Genomic DNA, 22,449 nt, shown 5'->3' on the forward strand with positions numbered 1-22,449 from the left:
ATGACCCTGAAAAGTGAGAGTGAACTGCAGCTCATGCGCGAATCCGGACGCTTGCTAGCGTTAGTTTTTGCGTATCTGGACGATAAAATTGAAACTGGTGTTTCCACCATGCAAATCAACGACTGGGCTGAACGCTATATCGTTGATGAGCTGAACGCCCGGCCAGCCAGTAAAGGGCAGTATGGCTACCAGTATGTACTGAATACATCAGTGAATCAGGTAGTTTGCCACGGGGTCCCGGCCACCACCCAAAAACTGAAATCCGGCGATATTGTCAATGTCGATATTACGCTGGAAAAAGGCGGTTTTATCGCTGATTCGAGCAAAATGTACCTGATTGGTGATGTTAGCCCCTTAGCCAAACGCCTGGTCGACAAAACCTACGCCGCCATGTGGGAAGGCATCCGGGTGGTGAAGCCTGGTGCAACCCTGGGTGATGTGGGCTACGCTATTCAGCAATACGCGACCAGAAACGGCTACTCGGTAGTGCGTGAATATTGCGGTCATGGCATTGGCCGGGAAATGCATGAAGACCCCCAGGTGCTGCATTACGGTGAGAAGGGCAAAGGGCTGGAGTTGCGCGAAGGCATGACCTTCACTATTGAACCGATGATCAACCAGGGAAAGGCTAAAATTAAAACCAAAAGAGACGGCTGGACGGTCGTTACCAGTGACAAAAAGTTGTCTGCTCAATGGGAGCACACCATCGCGGTCACCGCCAACGGCTTTGAAGTACTGACGTTGCGTGATGAGGAACGTATCTGAACGAATAGCAGTCGACTAGTGGACAAATTATTGAGAGAGAACGGTATGAAAGAGAGCGGAAAAATAAACTACGTGGAATTGCCGTCGCGGGATATTGAAGCTACTAAGCGGTTTTTCAGTGCTGCGTTTGACTGGTCGTTTGTTGATTACGGCCCGGACTATGTGGCAATTCAGGGTGCCGGGCTCGATGGTGGGTTTTATAAATCAGATAATGTCGCAACGACAGAAAACGGCAGCGTATTAGTGGTGCTGTACAGTACCGATCTTGACCAAGCCCAGGAGCGGGTGAAATCGGCAGGCGGCATCATTGTGCAGAATACCTATGATTTCCCTGGCGGCCAGCGCTTTCATTTTGCCGATCCAAATGGCAATGAATATGCGGTGTGGTCTGAACCTGCGTAAGCTGGTTACCACAGTACGATTGAAACCAGGGCGAAACAATGTATCGACAACTACTACTATTCGTTAGCGCACTGTTAGTTTTTACTGCCGCATCGAACGCGCAGGATGAACATACACAGGGTGACGGTGAAACCATTTATGACATGCCCACCAACTGGGATACATTCTATGCAGTGGTCGTAAAACAAGGACCTAACCATGCGGACGACACTGACCCGGCCGTCACTCAGGCAATTATGCATCAGCACATTCAGTACCAACTTGGATTGCAGCATTCAGGCACCGCTGTCGCCGCTGGAGGCTTTGCTGACGCGAGCGACGGCATTAGCGGGCTAACGTTGTTGCGCGCAGAGTCGCTGGAAGACGCAGAGCGAATCGCAAATAGCGATCCTGCAGTGCAGGCTGGGCGGTTTAGTGTTGTGGTGAAAACCTGGTATGTGCCCGGTGGTAGGTTGTAACTAGCCTGGTCACCGCGTTGCAAGAGCGGAACCTTGAGTGAGGAAAAGGCGCTTGATTTGTGAAACGCAAAGAATGCTGATACGGCCGCTAACGCTAGCAGACGTTCCCGAATTGACTGCGATCCTCAATGATCCCGAAGTAATGAAACACTCGATTGGCGGTGTCTGTGATGAGACCGCGACCCGAGGATTCATTCAATGGTGTATGGCATGCTACGAAGCCTATGGCGTCGGGCCCTGGGCGCTCATCGATAAAGAAGATGCCACGCTGATTGGTTTCTGTGGTGTTTCACCGGAAATGGTCGCGGGTGTTGAAGAAATGAACCTTGGTTACCGGCTGGCCGCAGCGTACTGGAACAAAGGGCTGGCGACCGAGGCCGCCGAAGGCGTGCTGAACTATGTATTCACGCATAAACTCTGCAAGTCGGTCGTGGTCATCATCGAGCCCGAGCATGTGGCGTCATTAAAAGTCGCTCAGAAAGCCGGCTTCAGCGCATTCGAAGTCCTTGAGTTTTACGGCCGCTCGGTGCGCTTGTATCGACTCAACCGGGAACAAACTCAGCCTTAGAACTTGCTGTCATAAAACTAATTCAGTAACTTCAATCATAAAATATAACCCTTATGCGGCGGCAGTTACGCCTCCCCAATGGCTCTGGCGTAAAATACCACGATTCCGTAGTCGTGCGCACAGGCGTTGTACCTATTGAGGTCTTTTAACAGGAAGATAAATGAAACAGAACATCGTTCATATTGCGTTAGTAGTAAAAGACTACGACGAAGCGATAGATTTTTATGTGAATAAGCTGAAATTTGAGCTTATTGAAGATAGTTATCAACCTGAAGAAGATAAACGCTGGGTGGTAGTTGCTCCGCCGAATTCACATGGGGCGACTTTGCTTCTCGCAAAGGCGTCAAAGCCACAGCAGCGTGACGTGGTGGGTAACCAGACGGGCGGACGAGTATTCCTATTTCTCAGTACTGATGACTTTTGGCGAGATTATGAATACATGAAATCCGTTGATATCAAATTCATTCGTGAACCGAAAAGTATGGAGTATGGCACAGTAGCTGTATTTGAGGATTTATATGGAAATCGTTGGGATTTATTGCAACTGAATCCCGATCATCCAATGGCGAAAAGGATTTAGATACTCGGGGGAGGAGGTTGAATGGGGGCGCATCAAGAACAGTTTCGCGGGTTCGCGACATACAATCGCGAGTTCAATCAGTCGTTGTTGGGGCAAATTGAAAAGCTTAGCGATGAGCAACGCAAACGGGACATGGGTGCGTTCTTTGGCTCTATTCACAGTACACTGAATCATATTTTGCTGGCGGACAGGATTTGGCTGGGGCGTTTTGCTATCGCCTTTCCGCAGATGTCGTCGCTGAGTGGCGCGGCGCTGGTTCATGAATTCTCATCATTGAGGCAGGAACTGTGCAGTGACTTCTCCGAATTTCTCGTTCAGCGACAGGCTACTGACCAGGTCATTACGCAATGGGTTGAGGAGTTGTCAGACGAATTGCTTGCGCAAACCATGCGCTATAGCAATTCAAAGGGGCAACAGCGCGAACATCCTGCATGGTTGGCTGCTATCCATATGTTTAATCACCAAACCCATCATCGTGGCCAAATCACCACGCTGCTGAACCAACTTGGTTGCGACTCAGGTATCACTGATTACTTTGCTTACGTTAAGTAATGTGAAAGGCGCTTTATAGCTACGTAGATAATTTTTCCGACACTGTCGAAGTCAGCTCCGTTTGTTCGACTAAAGAGAGACAGCGTATGCGGCTGTCTGCTTTTCAAGATTACGGAGAAATCCCCCCATGTCCCGAATGATTTTTGTGAATCTGCCTGTAACAGATCTCGCCGTGTCGATGAATTTCTACAAAGCTATCGGCTTCGAGAATAACCCCGACTTTACCGATGACACTGCCGCCTGCATGGTTTTGAGTGAGACGCTCAATGTTATGTTACTGACCCATGCTAAATGGCGGACCTTCACTGACCGTCCTATTCCACCTGCTACCTCGAGCGAAGTGTTACTTGCCTTGTCGTGTGATAGCCGCGAAGCTGTTGATACGATGAACAACCTGGCTGCTGAAAATGGTGGCACAAAAGACATTAATCCCCCTCAGGATTATGGTTGGATGTACAGCCACAGCCTGGCGGATCCAGATGGTCATGTCTGGGAAGCTATGTGGATGGATCCGACCGGGATTCCTGAACGTGGTTAGAAAGATCGGCTAAAAGGAGAAGCAACGTGTCTGAATTTGTTATTACTACCTTTGACTGGGTGCCATCCTGTTGTATCTGGCGGAGCGAAGTACGGCTTTAATGCCTCGTGAGCCGCTAGGTCGTAATAAGGTGATCGAATGGTTATTCGCCGGACTCAACTCTGTCGAAATGGCAACGGTACCCTGGTCGTTTTTTATGTTTTCAGACGACCATGAAGCTACACCCGGTCGTAAAATCCTGGATAACTTTCTGCAAAGTCGACTGCACCACATGGAGAAGGAATTGGCTAAGCGTGAATGGCTGGCCGACGACTTTTCAGTGGCTGATATTGTCATGGTCGACGCGCTGCGTCTGGTTGATCGATTCAATGGATTAGAGCAACACAGTGCGAGCCGTGAATACATTGCGCGAGCGACTGCTCGCCCCGCCTTTACTAAAGCTCACGCAGACCAGCTGGCGTTTTATGCAGCCGCGGATTTAAAATTCCAGTTTCATGCCTATGTAGGGAAAGGGGACCATGCCCGACTGACCTTTGAACGTATTGATGAAAGAAAGGTTGTGCAGCGGTAGGTGGTTGTAAAGACTATGAAAAACCTATCAAATCTCGCTTTAAAATCGTTAGCATATACACACCTTCACTGACCCCTTAAAGTATGTCGAGGGTGGTAGATTGTTTGCTTTCAGTGTGCCGCAGAGGCTTTTATGAGTTTTCACTATGGCTATTTTTGACAGGTAATATATGGAATTCAATAAATTTACAGGAGTAACAGAAGGGCCTGATAAGGATTTAAATTTTGCAATTAAGTCCGGAAGCAAAAAAACGTTAAATGCCCTCGAGAAGTTGACCGGAAATCTTACCGCTTACGATACACCAGCAAAACACTCAATAGCGCTGCAGTTATTTTCCCTGGCAGCAAATGTCGACCTGGCGGATAAGAAGGCTAGTCAGGTGATAACAGCGATAGGGAAGTATTTTTTGAAGCTGTCAGAGTCTGCGATGAGCGCGGAGTTTATTGCCAACGAGTGGCTGAACAGGCTACAGAGTGTAGATTATGCACAGCATAAAGAGTGCCAGGCAGCGTATCAGTGGATTCTTTTATTCAATCAAAGAGACGGCAGTAAGCGAACGCCGCACGAACTGGTGCGGGTATTCGAGCAGTCTCAAGATGCTTTAGCCGGTGTTTATCAAAAATTAACAGCCTCTTATTCTGTTGATGATCTGATTATCGATAACTCAGGTTCCCAGCCTGGCTATTATCTAATGGAAGCATTCTTAACCACTTACTTCTATCACTCACATACCTGTCATTCTGCCTATGAAACATGGGTGTTAGAGTGCGTTGAGAAAGATATGCGTTTTGGCAATGGACTGATTCTGGCGGTCTTACGACGTTCAGGTAATTATCCTGAAATTGCAGCGTATCTTATTGATGTATTTATACGCGCGACGCCTGATGATAACCATCCGGGCATGGTATGGCCGCTTTTTAATGAATTATTAAATGACGAAGACATGCCTGAGCGGATGCTGAAGCAGGTTGTTGCGCATGTAGAGCCAAAAATTAGCCAGTGGAGCGTGTTACAGAAAGACTATGCAGTGCGGTGTTTGTTTAGTATCGATTGGCACGGGCCGGAGTCAGTCGCTAAATCATTGGCCCGTTCCAAAAGTACAACCAAGCTTGCGAAGCTGCTTGTAGCCGACGCTGATGGCGAGTCTATTCGTGCCTTGTCGGCGTTACTTGATACTGACCGAGGCCCCGCATTTAAGCTGCCGAGCGGAGGTGAAAATCAATTTGAAGATCTCAATATCAAATTGATGGTAATCGATGAGCTGATGTACCGGAAGAAATCCCTGGCACCTGCATTTAATCTACGAGAATTCGCTAAGAACTACGACCACAGCGTAATCTCGACAAACGGCTACGAGACCATACCTGAAGCACTGAGTTACATGAAAGGCCTGCAGATCCCAGAACATCTGCTGGCTGAAATCACGCAGTTAAGCTATGACCCTGCAAGAGACATCTATCATCAGTTGGTGCCTTTCTGGGATGGCGAAGACGACCGCTTTGCGGCGTCGTCGCTAGCTGATTTAGCTAAGTTAGAGAACATCCGCGAGATTGAAGGATTTGATGAGCACTTGCTAAACACATGGTCAGATCTTATCCACAGCAAAGGTATTGTGCGACAGCGATGAGTAAAGCGAACCATGAACCTGGCCCAAGAACCCAGTTTGGGGTTGGTAAATATCTGTCCATCGCTTTTTTAAGTGCTGCAACCGTCTTCCCTGTTTATATGGTGTTTTCTGCATTGATTGCGCTGGTATCGGGAGCTCGCGGCATCGATTTGCTGGAGATGTTTCTGGCGGGCTTTTACACCGGTTTTTATCCATTTTTTGTCGCTTTCGTTGTTGTGGTTGCTTATCTGATTCCCCTCTATTTGTCATTGGCAGAGAAAAATACTCGGCTTAGCACCCAAAAAACCGTGATATTTGTACTTGCCGGGGTCGGCCCATCATTATTTGCACTGATGTTTCCAGAGTACGATTTGATAGCGCTTGCAAACATATTAATCGGATCTGCAACGGTCACCCTTACTACGTTTTATTTTTTGAATCAGCGACGCGCTAAGAGCTTTTAAGATTTACAGTCAAACGGCTCTATTAAAACGGTGAGAGAAAAAAGGAGAGAAATTACATGCGCGACTACTTGCCAGATTCGGCTAGCTATTTTGTCAACCAAGGTATGTATGACTTTTACCCCTGGAGGTTGCTGAATAGGGAGTCTCAATACGAGTATATAACGAAAGGGGTGGAGCCAGACGGGAGTGGTAATGGCAAGGTGTATGTATTTGCTAAACGCGAGGATACTGCCGATTTTGCAGGCCTGGAAATAGTCGATAGCAAAATTACTGACCGGGTTATCTGCTTTCGTTCATTGTTCGCAGAGGGCGATTCAAAATCAAGCTGGAATATCGTCAGGGCAATACACGATGACGTATTTGCGTTCATAGCTAACCATGTTGTAGCAGACATGAGAGCGCTGGTGCAAAGCTCGAAATGATGAGTCAGACGCGAACAACTGAAGGCGATGTTGATGGTGTCACCAGCAGAGCATATAGCCTGGGCGGGTGTACTTCGCGAGGGCCATATGGGTGAATTCTTTCAGCTGAAAAATCAAATCAATGTACTGAGCCGGGCTGAATATGCCTATGATCGACTGACATCGCAGTTCGTTGAACACTATCTCAGCATCACCCAGGCAAGTTACAAAACTATACCCGACCTTGAAGTGCTTCACACATGGTTAAAGCATCTTAACTTTGAGATTAGACCGGCATTGGTCGAGCATTGGCGTGCAGTTGCGAATCTTGCGGGGTTTGAATTAGGTGAGCTTGTCGAGGTGGATGGCACTAAGCTGTATGCGGTCAAAGCGTCAGCGTACCCTGATTTGGATTACATAAGCTTTACCGGTTTTAATGCTAAAAAAGACGGTTCACCGGGTCGCTCAAGTGTGCATGCCAGCCTGTGGGAGAATAGCCGCGTAACCCGGTTTGATAAAAGAATGGATGAGGCCACGTTGACTCCCTATTTTTTTGAGGGCAGTAGCCGGTTACCACAGGTGAAAGATTTTCTACAAGCCGAGTTAGCGAAACTGACGTGACACAGATGCTTACAATCTACCTCTGGGTTCTGCTTGCTGGTGAATGCCATCGGCGCTGCGATTTGCTAATTTATTGAAATCTGCCTTTACAATGAGCACCGCCATGAAAGTCCATTGCTTATTTATTGTTGTTTTGACGTTCTTAACTATGTCACTAACTATGCCGCAGACTTTGGCTAATACAATAAGTACCACGCTGAGTAAGTCTGAAGACGGGCGCTGGAGCGTAGAGTACCAGAGTGCTGAACCTATTTCGCAGCTGCAATTTAAACGCAGCCCCGATAACAGTCGGGCGCAACGATGGCAGTTACCTGAGCAGTTTGCCATCGCATATGAAGATGGTAAGGAAATGATCCGCCGCGATGACGGTGCGCCGTTCACGCAAGTGGAGGCTGAGCTTACTGCAACCTATATCACGCTCGACAAGGAGTACGCGCCATTCTCGCCGTTCAGTGATGGTGGTTTGTTGGTGTATTCAGGTCGTTTCTTTGTCTGTGCCGGGCACTGCGATACTACTCAGAATCAATGGCCGATGCGGGTTGAAGCGCCTATAACGAACACTATCATTGTGCAGGGGCAGATTTATCAGGGCGAAGCGCAATGGACAGACAGCAATAGTGGTCACAATATCTATGTGGGGCCTGCAGAGCAGCGTTATCAGGGCGAATTTGTCAGCATTATCGACGAAGGGTTGCCGCCATCGTTACGCGAGCTAATGGACAGCGCGCTACCTGAGTTTATGCGTTTTTACGCTGAACACTTAGCGGCGCCGGAAAGCATGCCTCAATTATTTGCTTCGTATAGCCCAACCAGCGACGGACGGTATGGTCATCAGGGCGGGGTGTTGCCAAACCAGGTTTTTATGCACTGGTACGGGTGGGTTGATGAGTCGGCAGTAAATCAAACGCTGTGGTTTTTCGCTCATGAAGCCGCGCATATCTTTCAGCAGCCTCACACATTTAGCAGTGACGCCGCCTGGTTACACGAAGGCTCTGCTGAACTGTTTGCTGAGCTTGCACTGAATGATAAAGCATTACATAAAACGGCGCGGCCGAGTGCGATAGAAAATGCACAAGTTGCATGCGTTAACGGCCTTACCGAGGGCATCAGCTTTGATCAGACGCTAAAACAAAATTCTCGCCTGATGTACAGCTGCGGTCTGGTACTGTTTAATGCGATGCATAACGATCTTGTCGCGCAGGGTGAGGACATATTCTCGCTGTGGAATGCTTACGATGCGGCGGTAACTGGAGGCGAACAGGCTTCTGAGACAACATTTATGAGTGTCGCTTCGCGACACTTGAGCGCCTTGCTATCCACCCAACTTAATAGCTTGTTGCAACCGGATAATTTGCATCCGGTTGACGTGATGGCGAATATCACAGGCTCAGAGTAGGGCTGTAGTTTGCTCGCTAAAACAACAAATAACAGGTCATGTATGGACAGGATTAACCTGCAAGCAAAAACTAAGGCCCTGCCCGGAGTGATTGAGTGCTACGCCGCTCAAAGTCCGCACACTCGGGCACGGGAAGCTCGCATTCATCGGCTGATGATTCCATTGCAGTTGTTCGATTCAGGACTCGATTACGAAGAGCAGCCAGTAGACACGGTGTTGCTTTTCGATCATTACCTGCTGAAGCTGTCTGCTCCAGGCGAGCTTGGCGGCCTAAACCTGAGCCACGACTATTACCCGGATGCTGAGGCTTCTGTCTACCTTGGTAATGCACACAACAGGTGCGAGGTTGAAAGACTCGAACTAGAGCATATTCAAAGCAATGAGTTTAAGGTGTCAGGCGATCTGTTGATTGATTTTGAGAACGAAATGGTCGCCGAAAATGAGCGGTTTAGTTTTGTGACCACTGCGGCTTATCAGGTAGCTTAACCAGGCGCTGAAATCATCGATTCGGAAACTACAGGTTAAACGCATAGCTCCAACACGACATAAAAAAATTTTAACTTTCAGTGAGTTTGAACAGGTCTTCAGCCATTAAATCAATAAATACTCGTAGCTTAGGAGCCAGATACTTGCTCGAAGGCCATAGCATACGAAAAGCGCCTTCATGCTCGATATAATTATCTAAGATAGTGATTAACTCCCCTTTGGCTACAGCGTTGCGTACCATAAAGTCCGGCAAGCAAGCGATACCTAAACCCGCTAGGGCAACGTCGAACAATGCTTCAGATGTATTGCATACCATAGCCGCATTTGTCGCAGGATGATTCTTCGTGTCAACGTCCTTTAATGGCCAGACTTCATATTTGCCTGTATTCGGGAACTTGTGTTGTAAACAAGCGTGATTAACCAAGTCGGCCGGGGTTTGCGGATGACCTTGCTGCTTTACATAATTTGGTGATGCCACTAAGACTAAGCTGTATTTCCCAAGCACGCGAGACATTAGTCTCGAATCCGTTGGTTCTCCCGTACGGATAACGGCATCGAAACCTTCTTCAATGACATCCACCATACGATCAGAGAAGTCTACATCCAGTTCAATCAAGGGATAACGATGCATAAATGCGGTAAGCGCCGGCATAACTAACCTATTGACCAGCGGCAGGCTTACACGTAGTTTTCCCTTAGGTTCTTTATGGACCTCTGACAACTCCAACTCAGCCGCTTCCACTTCGCATAATATACGGCGACCGCGTTCAAGAAATAATTCTCCTTCCGCGGTCAAGGTGATACTGCGTGTACTTCGATGCAGCAAACGAACTCCCAGGTTAGCTTCTAACCTTGCGACACTTTTCCCTACCGCCGATGAGGACACGCCGAGATTGCGGGCAGCTTCGGAGAAGCTGCGAGTCTCAGCGGCCTGCACAAAAAATGCAATACCGCTTAGTACACTCATATTCTTCCAATTAAAGAATTTATGTCCGATATGTTTGGAAATTTAGCATTCTTGTCTTGTGTCTTCAATAAACCTAAAGTTGCCCTCTACTCTCATCAGCGTTGGCGGGGGCTACTGAATAAAGCGGCGCCGGCGCTTCAAGCGGACTTAATAATGATGAACACAAATGAAACGAGTATTTTAAGCGGAGACAACGACGAGTTTGAGCAATCGAATCGACTACCTATTACTGCATTGCTGGCACTGGCATTAGCCGGTTTTGTCACAATTCTGACGGAGGCTTTACCTGCTGGCCTTCTTCCTCAAATTGGAGAAGGGCTGGGTGTTTCTCAATCGCTTGCGGGGCAACTTGTTACTGTATACGCTATCGGATCTTTGGTCGCTGCTATTCCGTTAATGGCGATCACACAAGGTGTAAGGCGACGACCATTGCTATTGGTAGCAATAGTAGGCTTTGCCATTGCTAATACGGTCACGACTTTTTCTACGAATTATATATTGACGATAGTTGTGCGTTTTCTGGCAGGCGTATCCGCAGGCCTGTTGTGGGCACTATTAGCAGGATACGCTGCTCGCATGGTACCTGAACATCTCAAGGGACGTGCTATCGCTATTGCAATGGTGGGGACACCGTTGGCGCTTTCTCTGGGGGTTCCTGCGGGGACATTTATCGGTACGTTGGTGGGGTGGCGCGCTTGTTTCGGAATCATGAGCGTACTAGCACTGATTCTTATTGTGTGGGTTCGGGTGAACGTGCCAGATTTCCCAGGGCAGGCCGTGGGAAAGCGGTTTTCACTTAAACAGGTATTCATTCTGCCCGGTATTCGCTCGGTATTATTCGTCGTGCTGACTTTTGTGCTAGCACACAACATTCTCTACACCTATATTGCTCCGTTTCTTCGTAACGCCAATATGTCCGAGCGAACTGACTTCGCTTTACTTGTTTTTGGGGTCACCGCGATGTTTGGTATCTGGATCATCGGTATGTTGGTCGATCGCCATCTTCGTGCGCTAACACTTGGTAGTACCGTATTGTTCGGGGCAGCAGCACTAGTGCTTGGCATCGCTAGTGATATGCCCCTCGCTATCTATGGCGCTATTAGTGCGTGGGGACTCTCATTTGGTGGGGCTGCGACGCTGTTTCAAACTGCTCTCGCCAAGGCCGCTGGAGGGGCGGCTGATGTAGCTCAGTCTATGCTGGTTACAGCATGGAATTTAGCTATTGCAGGGGGTGGTATTGTCGGTGGTATATTATTGGATAGCATTGGTCCTGGGGCGTTTTCGCCTGCTCTGTTAATGCTACTCATAGCAGCACTACTGGCGATATGGAGTGCGCGGCGGTATGGTTTTCCAGCATTATAACATTGGATACAACGAGCTTTTTATTCTGTTATTACTTTCTGGGTTTGTATCGTAAAACTTGAATTGTATAAAAACACTAAAGAAGTCCAAATGCCTAAGGTCATCAAGTAAAGTGCATCATAAGCTTTAACTGGAATTTTAAGTATTATTATGAACAGTCCGCACCTTGTTGATCTCGATTTAAAGCGCTTGAAAGATGGGTCTTCGGATACATGACTAAATTAAAGCACACCTTATTCATACTGCTGATAGCGCTACTTGCGTATGGCGTAAGTATACTGTGGTGGCGCGCTTGGATGTATCAAGGTGTCTTCGGTCCGATACCGCTAATGCATTGGCTTATGAGCAGTGATGGGGAAGGAGCATACCGACTCATCGAGCTCGATATGTTCCTGCAGATGTTTGCGGTGTTGCTGCTGACGGGCTTGGGTTACCGCCGTTTAACTTCCAGGTCTTAGCTTTGTAAGTCGGTATTTTTAGAGCTGCAAATGACATTGGATTTTAGGTGAGCGCACAATAATGACTCCTGCAATTAATATAGCTAAAAAGCATCAAATAGGGCACACAGTGCATGAGTACGTTCATGATGCGTCGGTGTCGTCTTATGGTGCCGAAGCGGCAGAGAAACTGGGTGCGCCTGCAGAGCAGGTATTTAAAACCCTGGTGGTGTCTCTAGATGACAGAGAATTGGCGGTCGCCATTATTCCCGTGCTATCCAGACTTAGTCTCAAACATGCGGCAAAAGCGCTTGGCGCGAAACGTGCCCTGATGGCTACCAAGTCGGATGTAGAACGCTCGACAGGATATGTTCTGGGCGGGGTCAGCCCACTAGGTCAAAAGAAACGCCTGAGAACGGTCATTGATATATCGGCGGATCGCCATACTTCAATCTTTGTTAGCGCCGGTCGCCGAGGGGTCGATCTGGAGCTGAGCCCGAGCGACTTAAAAACGCTGTTAAATGGGAAGTTCGCGGAACTGTGTCAGTAAACTTCATTGGGTCAGTCAGTTGCGCTGGGTCATTGAATTATTTAAGGAAGAACATGCTCAGAAGCCTTACCTTGCTACTACTGTTACCTTTCCCAGTATTCGCTGAGGTGTCAGACAAAATGCCTTCGCAGCAGAATCTGTGGGTAACAGGCCTGGTGCTGGCGGTGTGCCTGGGCTTAGCTGTACGCTGGTCGACATGGGCGAACTTGTTCGCCTGGCCGCTTGCTGGTCTGTGTTTTTATGGCGCCTATGATTTGCTGACCCAAGCGGACGTCGGGCCAGCAATTATGCGTGAACAGGGTAGCGCCTACATGATTGCAGCATATGGTTCGGCGGTGTTGGTGCTGGTGGGCGTGATCGCAGGTAACCTGTTACGGCGCAGGAAATTAAATCACGTATGACCTTTATACTTTTCGGGGATTTTCACACTAAAGAGCTTTAAGGCCTATTATCAAAACCCCAAAAAATTATCTGCGCATTTTACAAGCGCACTGGCAACCTTGTGGTTAGTCAGTGCTGCTGACAGTGGCCCGAAATGCACTTTATTTCCTCGATATGTTACCCGGCCCCGGTTGTTTATGACCAGTTGGAGTCTATTGCCAGCCCGGCGGATGGATTCTTCACGCCAATAAAGAACCTAAGTGCCGGGCTGGTGGGTTAGAACTCGTAACGTACTGCTAAGTCAACAAAACGTCCACGCGCGTTGTATTGAGTAATGTCATAGAAGTAAGACCCCGCCGACGGGTCGAACGGCGGTTGTCGGTCCAACAGATTTTGTACTGAGAAACTAATTACGGTGCCCGCAAAACCGGCATAACTTACCTGCGAATTAATCGAGGTGTGGCTACTGACCCGGTCACTAAGGCCAGGGTTGCTGCTTTCGCTTGCGATACGCTGTGCATAACCATGGGTGTAGTTGGCGCTTAATGTTAAAGACCAGTCGTTGCGTTGCCAGTTTGCAACGCTGCTACTTTTCCATTTGGGCAGTGCGCCAAATTGGTTGTTACCTGCGCCGTTCACGGCAGGCTGGTCAGCCACCAGGGCTTGCCGGTATTCAAGCAAACGAGACCAGCTGGTACTGAGTTGAGTGTCACCGCCTAAGAAACTGAAACGGTAACCCAGATCTAAATCGACGCCGGAGGTGGTGCGGGTTCCCTGGTTGGCGTACTGGTTGGTAATAATTTGCAACCTGCCAGCATCGTCACGCTGCACGCGATCGGCGAAATTTGCTTCATTATTAATGATAAATTGCGCATTATCCGGGGAAATGACGTCATCCTGCTCAATGCGGAAGTAATCAATAGCAGCGCTTAAGCCACGTTGCGGTGACCAAACCAGGCCGATATTGACGTTGGTTGAGCGTTCGGCTTCGAGATCAGGGTTACCACTTCTTAACTGAGTGAAGCCGCGGGTGACACCGGGTTCAACGGGATCATTAGGGTCAATGACTGAGCCGTAACTAATGGTATTACTTTGTGATATTTCCGGTAGCGACGGTGCTCTGAATCCACGTGACCACGAACCACGCAGCAGCCAGTCATCGCTGAGCAGGTAATCAGCTGAGATCTTGGGCGAAACAGCGCTACCAAAATCATCATAATGATCAGCGCGCACGGCGGTGTTTACGTTCAATCCCTCAAGAAGGGGAAAGTCTAATTCCACATAACCTGCCACCACATCGCGTTCACCGTTGACCAGATTAATAGCAGGGCGTAGCTCGGTACCCGAGAGCACTTCTGGTGAGGTGCCTGCGTTCATTTGCTCGTTACGCCAGTCCACGCCGGTAGCGAAACCAACATCGCCATAGCGCCAGTGAGCTAAGGTGCGAGAAGCATTCAGATTCACCGACTGGGTCTGGTAAAAGCCTGGACGACGGGTGTCGAGGCGTAACGATTCAATAGCCTCGGCGCTGTTGTTACCGCCCACGAAGTCATAATCGCCACTTTCGAGCAGCTCTTCGAAGGCATATCGGTTAATAAAGTTGTCAACATACTCACGTTGGCGACTTTGCGACTGCAGGGCATTAAAATTAACGTCCCAAACGTCGCCGCGATAACGGGCCCCGACTAAAAAGCGATTGAAGATCTGGGTATTCGACTTAAGCCGTTCGCCGACATCAAAGAAGGTGTACTCAAAGGGTAAGGGCTCGTCCCCCGGGTTATTGGGGTGACCAACCGGGAAAACCACTGGAATGTTGACTAAGGTTCCGCTGTCCTGATCATATGCGCGCAGGCCTGGTCCAATACTCAACGGAGCGCCAAAGGTGTGGCTCGATTCGTTGTAGCTATACAGAGCTTCAGCAAAGGCTTCTACCTGCCGGGAAACCTGATACGTGCTTTGCAGTGAAAGCTGACGGCGACTGACTTCAGGTTGCAGGGTGTTGTAGGGCTGGCCGTTGAAGGCACAGACCTGACCGTCGCGACCTGGCGTAAAATCGGTCCAGTCGCGCAGTTCAGATTCGCCCGGGCATTGTTCAAAGGGCCGCGGATTCTGCGGGTCATCAAGGTAGTTTCCGCCTTGAGTCAACCAACCAGCCAAACGGCCGCCGGGCTGATGGCGAAAATCACCGCTGCGGGTAATTTTTCGCTCACCGGCGTTCAGCTCGTCGCGCTCGAGCAAGTCGATGCTTAAGGTGACGTTGAAACCATCCTCATATAAGTCACCCGTACCAGCCAGAATACCGGCGCTGTACTGGTTCAGACCACCTTCAGTCGCACCACCAGCGGAAGCTGATAAACGCGCGCCTTCATAGTCGCGACGCAGAATAATATTGACCACGCCGGCAATTGCATCGGAACCATAAGCAGCCGAAGCGCCGTCTTTCAGCACTTCAATGCGCTCAACCGCACCTAAGGGCAGGGCATTTAAGTCAACAAAAGTGTCTTGCGTACCCAGAGCGAACCCATAATTGGAGACGCGCTGGCCATTGACCAGTAGCAGCGTGTTTTTGGGACTTAAACCACGCAAACCAATGGAGGCAGAACCTGCGGAAAAGCTACTGGTGAACTGCTCATCATAGCTATTGCCAGTGTTGACCGTGAGATCACGTAAGACATCGGTCAGGGTGATTTTCCCACTTCGTTCAATGTCCTCTGCAGAGAGAATTTGCAGCGGAGTGGCGTCTTCATTGTGGGTGCGACGGATATGAGATCCGGTGACCTGAACACGTTCCATCTCTGCACTGGCATCGACGGCCAGAAGAGACGGAGATGCTGCAGCCGCAGCGACTCCTACCAGGTAGGCTAGTGATGAGAGCACGAAAGTTTTGGGCATAAAAGTAAATCCTCTTTTTGTTTTATAGATATTTAGATGTCTAGACGTCTAAAATATACAATAAGAAAAATTCTAAGGAAAGAGGTTTTTAGAACTTATTTAGCAAGCTTCAATTTATTAGCTGATTGTATTTTGCCCAATTTCTGCCTTATGCTGCGTTATCAGTTAACCAAATGCTGCTCTGTTAGTATTCTGTTGGAGTCCGTCGATGCGTCTCAGCCAATATGCTCAGCTTTGCTCGCTCGCGCGACATATCATGAACGATGTCAGTGAAGCGGAAGACGTTGTACAGGATGCCTATGTGGCGGCTTTTCTGTCTGATCGCTTAGACTTCGACGCCGTAGAAACCAGAAAATGGTTAGTGGGCACAGTGCGCAATAAAGCACGAATGGCCTTACGTGGAGCGGTTCGTAGAAGAAGCCGTGAAAGCCAGTGGCAAATGGAGCCTTCGAACTTGTCGCTTGACGATCAGCAGGATATCTCCCAACTGCTTTATACCTTGACGCCAGCTCTTAAAGCGGTCGCAGCGTTAGTGTTGTCGGGTCATACTCGAAAAGAGATCGCGTACTTGCTGAACCTGACAGACGTCGCGCTTCGCCAGCGTGTTCAAGATCTAAAATGTCGGATAACCACAACTGATATCGTGATGCCCTCTGAATTGATCGGGTTAAATAAAGAGGTAGATTACGGCTGTATTCGCAGTGCTTTGTTGTCAAAACTGCTTCATCAGGACGGAGTTTTGGCCAGCCATGACCCAGATGGTCATCTTTTTGTGATTCGTACTCACAAAACGGAGTCTGGTGGCAATACTAAGGTAACTAAACCAATGAGGAAAACCTTATGAGCTTTAAACCCAAGCACGCCAGCATCGTTTTTTATGTCAGCGATATCCTGCGTACAGAAAAATTCTACAACGACACTCTGTCTCTTGGTCTGGAACGAATGGAAGGCGCTGAACCCTTCTGGTTGCAGGGGCGTCTGGAAAATGGCCTGGACCTGATCTTCTTTCAGATGGAAGGCAAACGGGGAAATACGCCGGCCTTAGTATTTGATGTCATTGAAGGCGGGATTGATGATGTGGTTGCTGAACTGGCGGACGCGGGTGTGACTATTGTAACCCCAGTTTCCGAAGCGCCTGGTGGTTGGAGCGCAGATTTCCTCGATCCGGATGGCTTTGGCTTAGGGCTTTGGCAATCAGACGATCTGCCGCGTTCACTGAAGTCCTAGCCATACGCAGTACCAGGAAACTTAAGGATCATAATAATGGAAGCCAAAGTAGTCACTGATAACAATATTTCACTTTATACCGAATCGTTTGGTAACCCAGCTCATGAACCCATTATTTTGATCATGGGGGCAATGTCGTCGGCGGTATGGTGGCCTGATGATTTTTGTGCACGGCTTGCTGCAATGAACTGTTACGTAATCAGATATGATCATCGTGATACCGGGAAATCAACGAGTTATGAACCAGGCGAGGCCCCTTATTCTGTGGAAGAGTTGGCAGATGATGTGGTGCGCGTTATTGACGGTTATGGTCTTGAGGCAGCACATCTGGTCGGTATGTCCTTGGGAGGCTTTTTATCTCAGCTTGTTGCTCTCAAATACCCACAACGGGTAAAAAGCCTGACGCTGATTGCTTCAGAACGCCTTGCCGAGACAGATCCAGAGATTCCGCCTATAAGTCCTGCACTTATCGAATATCACCAACAGGCGGCAACGCTTGACTGGTCTGATAGAGATGCGGTGGTCGAGTATCAGGTTGGAGCATGGCGAATCAACTCCGGTACTGCCCATGCATTTGACGCTGAAAGAATTCGTCAAATAGCTCAGGCAAACTTTGACCGTACACCAAATATATTGACGACATTCAATCACACTACCTTAGGGGGTGGCGAAGAATGGCTCGGGCGATTAAATGAGATCACTGCATCAACACTGATTATTCATGGCACGGAGGATCCGGTGCTTCCTTATGCGCATGGTTTGGCTTTGAAAGCCGCCATTGCTAATTCGGAACTGCTTACATTACAAGGTACGGGACATGAACTTCATTCCGAGGACTGGCAAGTGATTCTTCAGGCCGTGAAGAGACAGACATCAGAGTCAAAGCCCGGCGGCGCGCCTTGACCTCAACTTAGGTTTAAGTTTTATGCTTGGCACTTGTGTACCAAGCGAAGCTTCAGAAGCAAACCAAGGAGGTCGAGTGTGCCAACTAAAACAGCTATATATCGGGTGGATAAATTCTCAGTGCCACAGGCTGCAAAGGACGAGTTCCTGAAAAGAGTGCGTGACACTCACCATGTACTTCGCCGCCAGCCAGGGTTCATTCGGGATACGCTTCTCGAACAGGTTGCTGGCCCGGGTCAGTTCAATATAGTCACCATAGCTGAGTGGGAAAATCAGCAAGCAATTGATGCAGCGCGCACTGTTGTGATGCAGGCTCACGTGGAGAGCGGATTTAATCCGCAAGAAGCGATGGCAAGACTTGGCATCGAAGCAGATATTGCAAATTACAGACGTATGGATGACTGACAAGTCGCTATTAACACTATCGTTGCGGCCTCACTTTGCATAATCAATATGAGCATACCTGGCAAAAAGCTTTAAATATAATTTGACATGCAACCATATGGTTGCATAATGAGGTTTATGACTACTGATATGAACAATGTATTTAAAGCGCTCGCTGACCCCCATCGCCGGGAACTCCTGGACCTTTTGTATAAAGAGAATGGGCAGACGTTGGGTGATCTTTGTAAGTGCATGTCAATGAGTCGGCAGGGAGTTGCAAAACACCTGGCGCTGCTTGAGGTTGCTCAGCTTGTTGTGGTGGTGTGGCAGGGTAGAGAAAAACTGCATTACCTCAACCCTGTGCCAATTCAACAAATTCACGACCGCTGGATTGGTAAGTTCGAAGGCGAGCGTTTGCAAGCGCTGGAAACGCTAAGGAAGGCTCTTGATGATCAAAATGATGCGTAAGCATTCAAAAGGAGCTAATCATGGCCAAACCAGAATTTGTATATGTAACTTACATTGACACCACGCAGGATAAGCTGTGGCAGGCACTGACCAGTGGCGAGTTTACCCGGCAGTACTGGGGTGGGCGAACGATAGAATCAGACTGGAAGAAAAACTCGCCAGTAAAGCACTTCAAAGAGGACGGGACCCTGGACTGGTCAGGCAAAGTGTTGGAAGCGGATCCGCCCAAACGTCTGTCTTACACATTTGACCCTGCAGTGGATGACGAGATGCCGGACTACCAGGGAGAAAAAGTCGATCTCAATCATCCGGAAAAGCCATCCCGGGTGACTTTCGAAATCGACAAGTACATGGGTAAAGTACGGTTAACGCTGACTCATGACCACTTTGAAGAGGGCAGTAAAGTACTGCAGGGCATCAGCATGGGCTGGCCAGCGATTCTTTCGGGCCTGAAGTCTTTATTGGAGCGTAACGAACCGCTTTTCCCTGACTGGCGTTAACTGACTTCGGTTAACAACCTCTGACAGCCGTTTCAGAGTATGTCGATTGGGCGCAACGTCATTCGACTAACTGGCGAGGGGCCACAGCGAACCCTGGATGCCCCTCGTCAGCTTTTACGGGAGAAAATACAATGACTGCGAGTAAACAAAAAATAGTGCCCAACCTGTGGTTCGATAACGAAGCAATAGAGGCGGCCCACTTCTATTGTTCCATCTTTCCAGACTCCGCCATCACTCACACCACGACCTTGCACGATACCCCCTCGGGTGACTGTGATCTGGTGTCTTTTTCGCTGTCTGGGTACTCGTTTATGGCCATCAGTGCCGGACCGTTATTCAAGTTCAATCCTTCAGTGTCATTTATGGTGAACTTCGATCCGTTACAGGATCACGATGCTAAGAAACGAATTGACGAGGTCTGGGCAAAGCTGTCGGAAGGCGGCAAGGTGCTGATGCCTATCGATAAATACCCATTTAGCGGGCGTTACGGATGGATTCAGGATAAATATGGTCTCTCGTGGCAGTTGATTCTCACTGATCCCGACGCTGAAGTACGGCCCTTTATTATCCCCTCGCTTATGTTCGTCGGCGATGTATACGCAAAGGCCGAAGAGGCCTCTGATTTCTATCTTGCTACCTTCAATGACAGCAAGCGCGGTGAGCTGGTGCGTTATCCGGCGGGCATGGAGCCGGATCAAGAAGGTACAGTTATGTTCACAGACTTCACGCTTGAGGGACAGTGGTTTGCGGCTATGGACAGTGCCCGAGAGCACGGCCTTGCGTTTAACGAAGCTATTTCCTTTATGGTCAACTGTAATGACCAGAGCGAAATTGATAGCTACTGGCAAACGCTTTCAGCAGTCGCTGAGGCGGAGCAATGTGGCTGGCTGAAGGACAAATACGGTCTTTCCTGGCAAATAGTTCCCAGCGTTTTAAGCGAGATGATGGAGGATAACGACCTTGCGCGACGAGACCGGGTCACTCAGGCCTTGTTGCAAATGAAGAAATTTGATCTTGCGGCGCTGCATCGCGCCTATGAAGACCGGTAAGCCCCGGGCTGCCAGGTCTTAACAACATAGGTCCTAACAATAATAAGGAAAACCTGATGAAAAAACTGTTGCTAGCCTTGAGCCTCGCGCTGACCGTCCCGATGGGAATGGCAGCCATGGCTGAGGAGAAAAAGGATGATGGGTCCAGTTTCCACCAGCAGCTGGATGACTTCACCTCACAGATTATCAATGCCGATCCGGAACTGCGCAGCGTACTAGGGCTTACCGACGACGGAATTGGCGATCTGTCTCACCTGATGAGCGATGTTTCACTATCACGACGAGCGCAATTGCGCGCAGAGTTCGCGCAGGCATTGGAAGCGCTAGCGGAATACGACCGCGACGATTTGCAGGGGCAGGAGCGCTGGAGCCATGACATGGCAGCCTGGTTGTATCATACTCAACTCGACCTCTTAGCATTTGATTGGGCCCCGGCCTGGATGCCGGGTGGAGGCTCAGTCTATGCAGTCGACCAGTTGTTTAGCATCCCGGTGATGATCCCACAGTTTATGCAGAACCATCATGCCATCAGCGATGAAGATGATGCGCTGAACTACATCGCCCGACTCGAGGCCATTGGCCAAAAGCTGGACCAGATTCTCGCGAACTATGACATGCAGGCTGAACAGGGGGTGATACCGCCCAAGGTCGCATTGGAAGGTGCGGCTGCGCAAATACGCCAGTTATTGGCAGCGGATATCGGCTCCAGTGTGTTTGTTGAAGCTCTGCGGGATAAACTGGAAGGTGTCCCTGAGATCGATGCGGAGCGCCGCCAGGCCTTATTGAGCGACGCCGAAACCGCTGTTGAAGAGCATACTAACCCAGCGTACGCACGGTTATTGGAGCGTCTGCAAGGCACACTCGATGACAATCCACCGAATAGAGGCGTATGGGCGTTACCCGACGGCAAAGCATTTTATGATGCTGCACTGCGCTGGAATACCAGCACCGATCTTGATGCCGAAGCTATTCATCAGCTAGGTATCGAGGAAGTCGCCCGTGTTGAACAGCAGATGGATGAATTACTGCGTGCTCAGGGACTGAACGAAGGTAGCGTCGGAGAGCGGGTGACGGAATTAGCAAAGGATCCGCGCTATGGTTATGAAGACTCTGACGCAGGCAGGGAAGAGGTGATTGCCGATATTGAAGCGGCACTTGCACGTCTTGACCCTTATATCCCAGAGTATTTTAACCGGGTGCCAGAGCAGTCATTGCAGGTGCTCCCTGTACCCGAACATGCGCAGGAAACGTCCCCCGGTGGCTACTACTTTCCGCCAGCGATGGATGGGTCGCGGCCCGGTACCTTCTTTATTAACCTCGGTGATATCGAATCAAACAATCGCTGGAGTCTGCCGACCCTTGCGTACCACGAAGGTGCGCCCGGACATCACTTCCAGATATCGCTGAATCAGACTCTTGAGGATCTGCCTTTATTACGGCGTATTCTTAATCCCAGTCCGTTTACCGAAGGCTGGGCGCTGTATGCCGAGCAGCTTGTTGCTGAAATGGGCGTATACAACGACGACCCGCTCGGTGACCTGGGCCGACTGCAGGCCGAGATGTTCCGCTCCGTGCGCTTAGTGGTCGACACGGGGTTGCATCGCAAGCGCTGGACGCCGGAGCAAGCTGAAACCTATATGATTGATAAAACAGGTATGAACCCTCGCGATGTCCGTGCTGAAATCAATCGCTATTTGGTGCAACCGGGGCAGGCTAGTTCCTACAAGATCGGCCACCTGAAAATGCTAAGCCTGCGTGAGAATGCCAAAGAGCGTTTGGGCGAGCATTTCGACATCCGCGGCTTCCACGACGTGGTCCTGGGAAATGGCGCATTGCCGTTGTTGGTTTTGGAGCAGGTTGTCGATGAGTGGGTAACTTCAGTGGAGGAAAAGCATGGATCTTCTGATTAATAAGGAAAAAC

General features: G+C 49.3%; 27 protein-coding genes. 25 read left to right on the forward strand and 2 right to left on the reverse strand.

What is annotated here, in order from left to right; translation table 11 throughout:
• From map to CWE14_RS02100, 14 genes are all read left to right on the forward strand, one after another.
• On the forward strand, positions 1 to 765 hold the full coding sequence (map, locus tag CWE14_RS02035; RefSeq protein WP_420837089.1) for a type I methionyl aminopeptidase: 765 nt from the start codon (positions 1 to 3) through the stop codon (positions 763 to 765).
• 45 nt (positions 766 to 810) lie between these two features.
• A complete protein-coding gene (locus tag CWE14_RS02040) occupies positions 811 to 1,167 on the forward strand; it encodes a VOC family protein (protein WP_126797838.1) in 357 nt (118 codons plus the stop codon).
• A 38-nt stretch (positions 1,168 to 1,205) separates the two neighbouring features.
• On the forward strand, positions 1,206 to 1,625 hold the full coding sequence (locus tag CWE14_RS02045) for a YciI family protein (RefSeq protein ID WP_126797839.1): 420 nt from the start codon (positions 1,206 to 1,208) through the stop codon (positions 1,623 to 1,625).
• A gap of 73 nt (positions 1,626 to 1,698) precedes the next feature.
• Positions 1,699 to 2,193, forward strand: coding sequence for a GNAT family N-acetyltransferase (locus tag CWE14_RS02050; protein ID WP_126797840.1), 495 nt, complete (start codon positions 1,699 to 1,701; stop codon positions 2,191 to 2,193).
• 160 nt (positions 2,194 to 2,353) lie between these two features.
• Positions 2,354 to 2,773 (forward strand): VOC family protein, encoded by a 420-nt coding sequence (locus CWE14_RS02055; RefSeq protein WP_126797841.1) that lies wholly within the window; start codon positions 2,354 to 2,356, stop codon positions 2,771 to 2,773.
• 21 nt (positions 2,774 to 2,794) lie between these two features.
• Positions 2,795 to 3,325 carry a DinB family protein gene (locus tag CWE14_RS02060; protein WP_126797842.1) on the forward strand — a complete coding sequence of 177 codons (531 nt, stop codon included), beginning with the start codon at positions 2,795 to 2,797 and terminating at the stop codon, positions 3,323 to 3,325.
• Between the two features lie 127 nt (positions 3,326 to 3,452).
• The gene (locus CWE14_RS02065) at positions 3,453 to 3,863 is read left to right on the forward strand and encodes a VOC family protein (protein ID WP_126797843.1); all 411 of its coding nucleotides are present in this window, start codon (positions 3,453 to 3,455) and stop codon (positions 3,861 to 3,863) included.
• Between the two features lie 130 nt (positions 3,864 to 3,993).
• Positions 3,994 to 4,434 carry a glutathione S-transferase family protein gene (locus CWE14_RS02070; RefSeq protein ID WP_198676516.1) on the forward strand — a complete coding sequence of 147 codons (441 nt, stop codon included), beginning with the start codon at positions 3,994 to 3,996 and terminating at the stop codon, positions 4,432 to 4,434.
• 169 nt (positions 4,435 to 4,603) lie between these two features.
• Positions 4,604 to 6,061 (forward strand): DUF6892 domain-containing protein, encoded by a 1,458-nt coding sequence (locus CWE14_RS02075; protein WP_126797845.1) that lies wholly within the window; start codon positions 4,604 to 4,606, stop codon positions 6,059 to 6,061.
• Complete coding sequence (locus tag CWE14_RS02080) at positions 6,058 to 6,504, forward strand: hypothetical protein (protein ID WP_126797846.1); 447 nt, start codon at positions 6,058 to 6,060, stop codon at positions 6,502 to 6,504. The genes CWE14_RS02075 and CWE14_RS02080 overlap by 4 nt, the downstream gene beginning before the upstream one ends.
• A 56-nt stretch (positions 6,505 to 6,560) precedes the next feature.
• Entirely contained in the window at positions 6,561 to 6,926 is a 366-nt protein-coding gene (locus CWE14_RS02085) for a hypothetical protein (protein ID WP_126797847.1), read from the forward strand.
• A 33-nt stretch (positions 6,927 to 6,959) separates the two neighbouring features.
• Positions 6,960 to 7,526, forward strand: coding sequence for a hypothetical protein (locus CWE14_RS02090; protein WP_126797848.1), 567 nt, complete (start codon positions 6,960 to 6,962; stop codon positions 7,524 to 7,526).
• A 148-nt stretch (positions 7,527 to 7,674) separates the two neighbouring features.
• Positions 7,675 to 8,922, forward strand: coding sequence for a hypothetical protein (locus CWE14_RS02095; protein WP_126797849.1), 1,248 nt, complete (start codon positions 7,675 to 7,677; stop codon positions 8,920 to 8,922).
• Between the two features lie 42 nt (positions 8,923 to 8,964).
• A complete protein-coding gene (locus CWE14_RS02100; protein ID WP_126797850.1) occupies positions 8,965 to 9,408 on the forward strand; it encodes a hypothetical protein in 444 nt (147 codons plus the stop codon).
• A gap of 70 nt (positions 9,409 to 9,478) precedes the next feature.
• On the opposite strand, the gene CWE14_RS02105 is transcribed toward CWE14_RS02100, so the two are convergent.
• A complete protein-coding gene (locus CWE14_RS02105; RefSeq protein ID WP_126797851.1) occupies positions 9,479 to 10,375 on the reverse strand; it encodes a LysR family transcriptional regulator in 897 nt (298 codons plus the stop codon).
• A gap of 21 nt (positions 10,376 to 10,396) precedes the next feature.
• Between CWE14_RS02105 and CWE14_RS02110 the strand changes: the two genes are divergently transcribed.
• The 3 genes from CWE14_RS02110 (at position 10,397) to CWE14_RS02120 (ending at position 13,125) form a co-directional block, all read left to right on the forward strand.
• A complete protein-coding gene (locus CWE14_RS02110) occupies positions 10,397 to 11,737 on the forward strand; it encodes an MFS transporter (RefSeq protein WP_241972295.1) in 1,341 nt (446 codons plus the stop codon).
• A 519-nt stretch (positions 11,738 to 12,256) separates the two neighbouring features.
• On the forward strand, positions 12,257 to 12,724 hold the full coding sequence (ybaK, locus tag CWE14_RS02115) for a Cys-tRNA(Pro) deacylase (RefSeq protein ID WP_126797852.1): 468 nt from the start codon (positions 12,257 to 12,259) through the stop codon (positions 12,722 to 12,724).
• Positions 12,725 to 12,777: 53 nt separating this feature from the next.
• Entirely contained in the window at positions 12,778 to 13,125 is a 348-nt protein-coding gene (locus CWE14_RS02120; protein ID WP_126797853.1) for a hypothetical protein, read from the forward strand.
• Between the two features lie 256 nt (positions 13,126 to 13,381).
• On the opposite strand, the gene CWE14_RS02125 is transcribed toward CWE14_RS02120, so the two are convergent.
• On the reverse strand, positions 13,382 to 15,997 hold the full coding sequence (locus CWE14_RS02125; RefSeq protein WP_126797854.1) for a TonB-dependent receptor plug domain-containing protein: 2,616 nt from the start codon (positions 15,995 to 15,997) through the stop codon (positions 13,382 to 13,384).
• 208 nt (positions 15,998 to 16,205) lie between these two features.
• Here CWE14_RS02125 and CWE14_RS02130 point away from each other — a divergent pair, with 208 nt between their 5' ends.
• The 8 genes from CWE14_RS02130 to CWE14_RS02165 all read left to right on the forward strand — a co-directional run bounded on the left by CWE14_RS02130 (position 16,206) and on the right by CWE14_RS02165 (position 22,438).
• Positions 16,206 to 16,841 (forward strand): RNA polymerase sigma factor, encoded by a 636-nt coding sequence (locus tag CWE14_RS02130; protein ID WP_126797855.1) that lies wholly within the window; start codon positions 16,206 to 16,208, stop codon positions 16,839 to 16,841.
• The gene (locus CWE14_RS02135; RefSeq protein WP_126797856.1) at positions 16,838 to 17,224 is read left to right on the forward strand and encodes a VOC family protein; all 387 of its coding nucleotides are present in this window, start codon (positions 16,838 to 16,840) and stop codon (positions 17,222 to 17,224) included. Before CWE14_RS02130 ends, CWE14_RS02135 begins: the two co-directional genes overlap by 4 nt.
• 36 nt (positions 17,225 to 17,260) lie before the next feature.
• Complete coding sequence (mle, locus tag CWE14_RS02140) at positions 17,261 to 18,127, forward strand: alpha/beta fold macrolide esterase (protein ID WP_126797857.1); 867 nt, start codon at positions 17,261 to 17,263, stop codon at positions 18,125 to 18,127.
• Between the two features lie 78 nt (positions 18,128 to 18,205).
• Entirely contained in the window at positions 18,206 to 18,532 is a 327-nt protein-coding gene (locus tag CWE14_RS02145; RefSeq protein WP_126797858.1) for an antibiotic biosynthesis monooxygenase family protein, read from the forward strand.
• 117 nt (positions 18,533 to 18,649) lie between these two features.
• Positions 18,650 to 18,979, forward strand: coding sequence for an ArsR/SmtB family transcription factor (locus CWE14_RS02150; protein WP_126797859.1), 330 nt, complete (start codon positions 18,650 to 18,652; stop codon positions 18,977 to 18,979).
• Positions 18,980 to 18,999: 20 nt separating this feature from the next.
• A complete protein-coding gene (locus tag CWE14_RS02155) occupies positions 19,000 to 19,479 on the forward strand; it encodes an SRPBCC family protein (protein WP_126797860.1) in 480 nt (159 codons plus the stop codon).
• A gap of 131 nt (positions 19,480 to 19,610) precedes the next feature.
• On the forward strand, positions 19,611 to 20,528 hold the full coding sequence (locus CWE14_RS02160; protein ID WP_126797861.1) for a VOC family protein: 918 nt from the start codon (positions 19,611 to 19,613) through the stop codon (positions 20,526 to 20,528).
• 56 nt (positions 20,529 to 20,584) lie between these two features.
• Entirely contained in the window at positions 20,585 to 22,438 is a 1,854-nt protein-coding gene (locus tag CWE14_RS02165; RefSeq protein WP_126797862.1) for a DUF885 domain-containing protein, read from the forward strand.
• Positions 22,439 to 22,449 lie beyond the last annotated feature (11 nt).

Source organism: Aliidiomarina soli (genome assembly GCF_003986975.1).
GTDB lineage: Bacteria > Pseudomonadota > Gammaproteobacteria > Enterobacterales > Alteromonadaceae > Aliidiomarina > Aliidiomarina soli.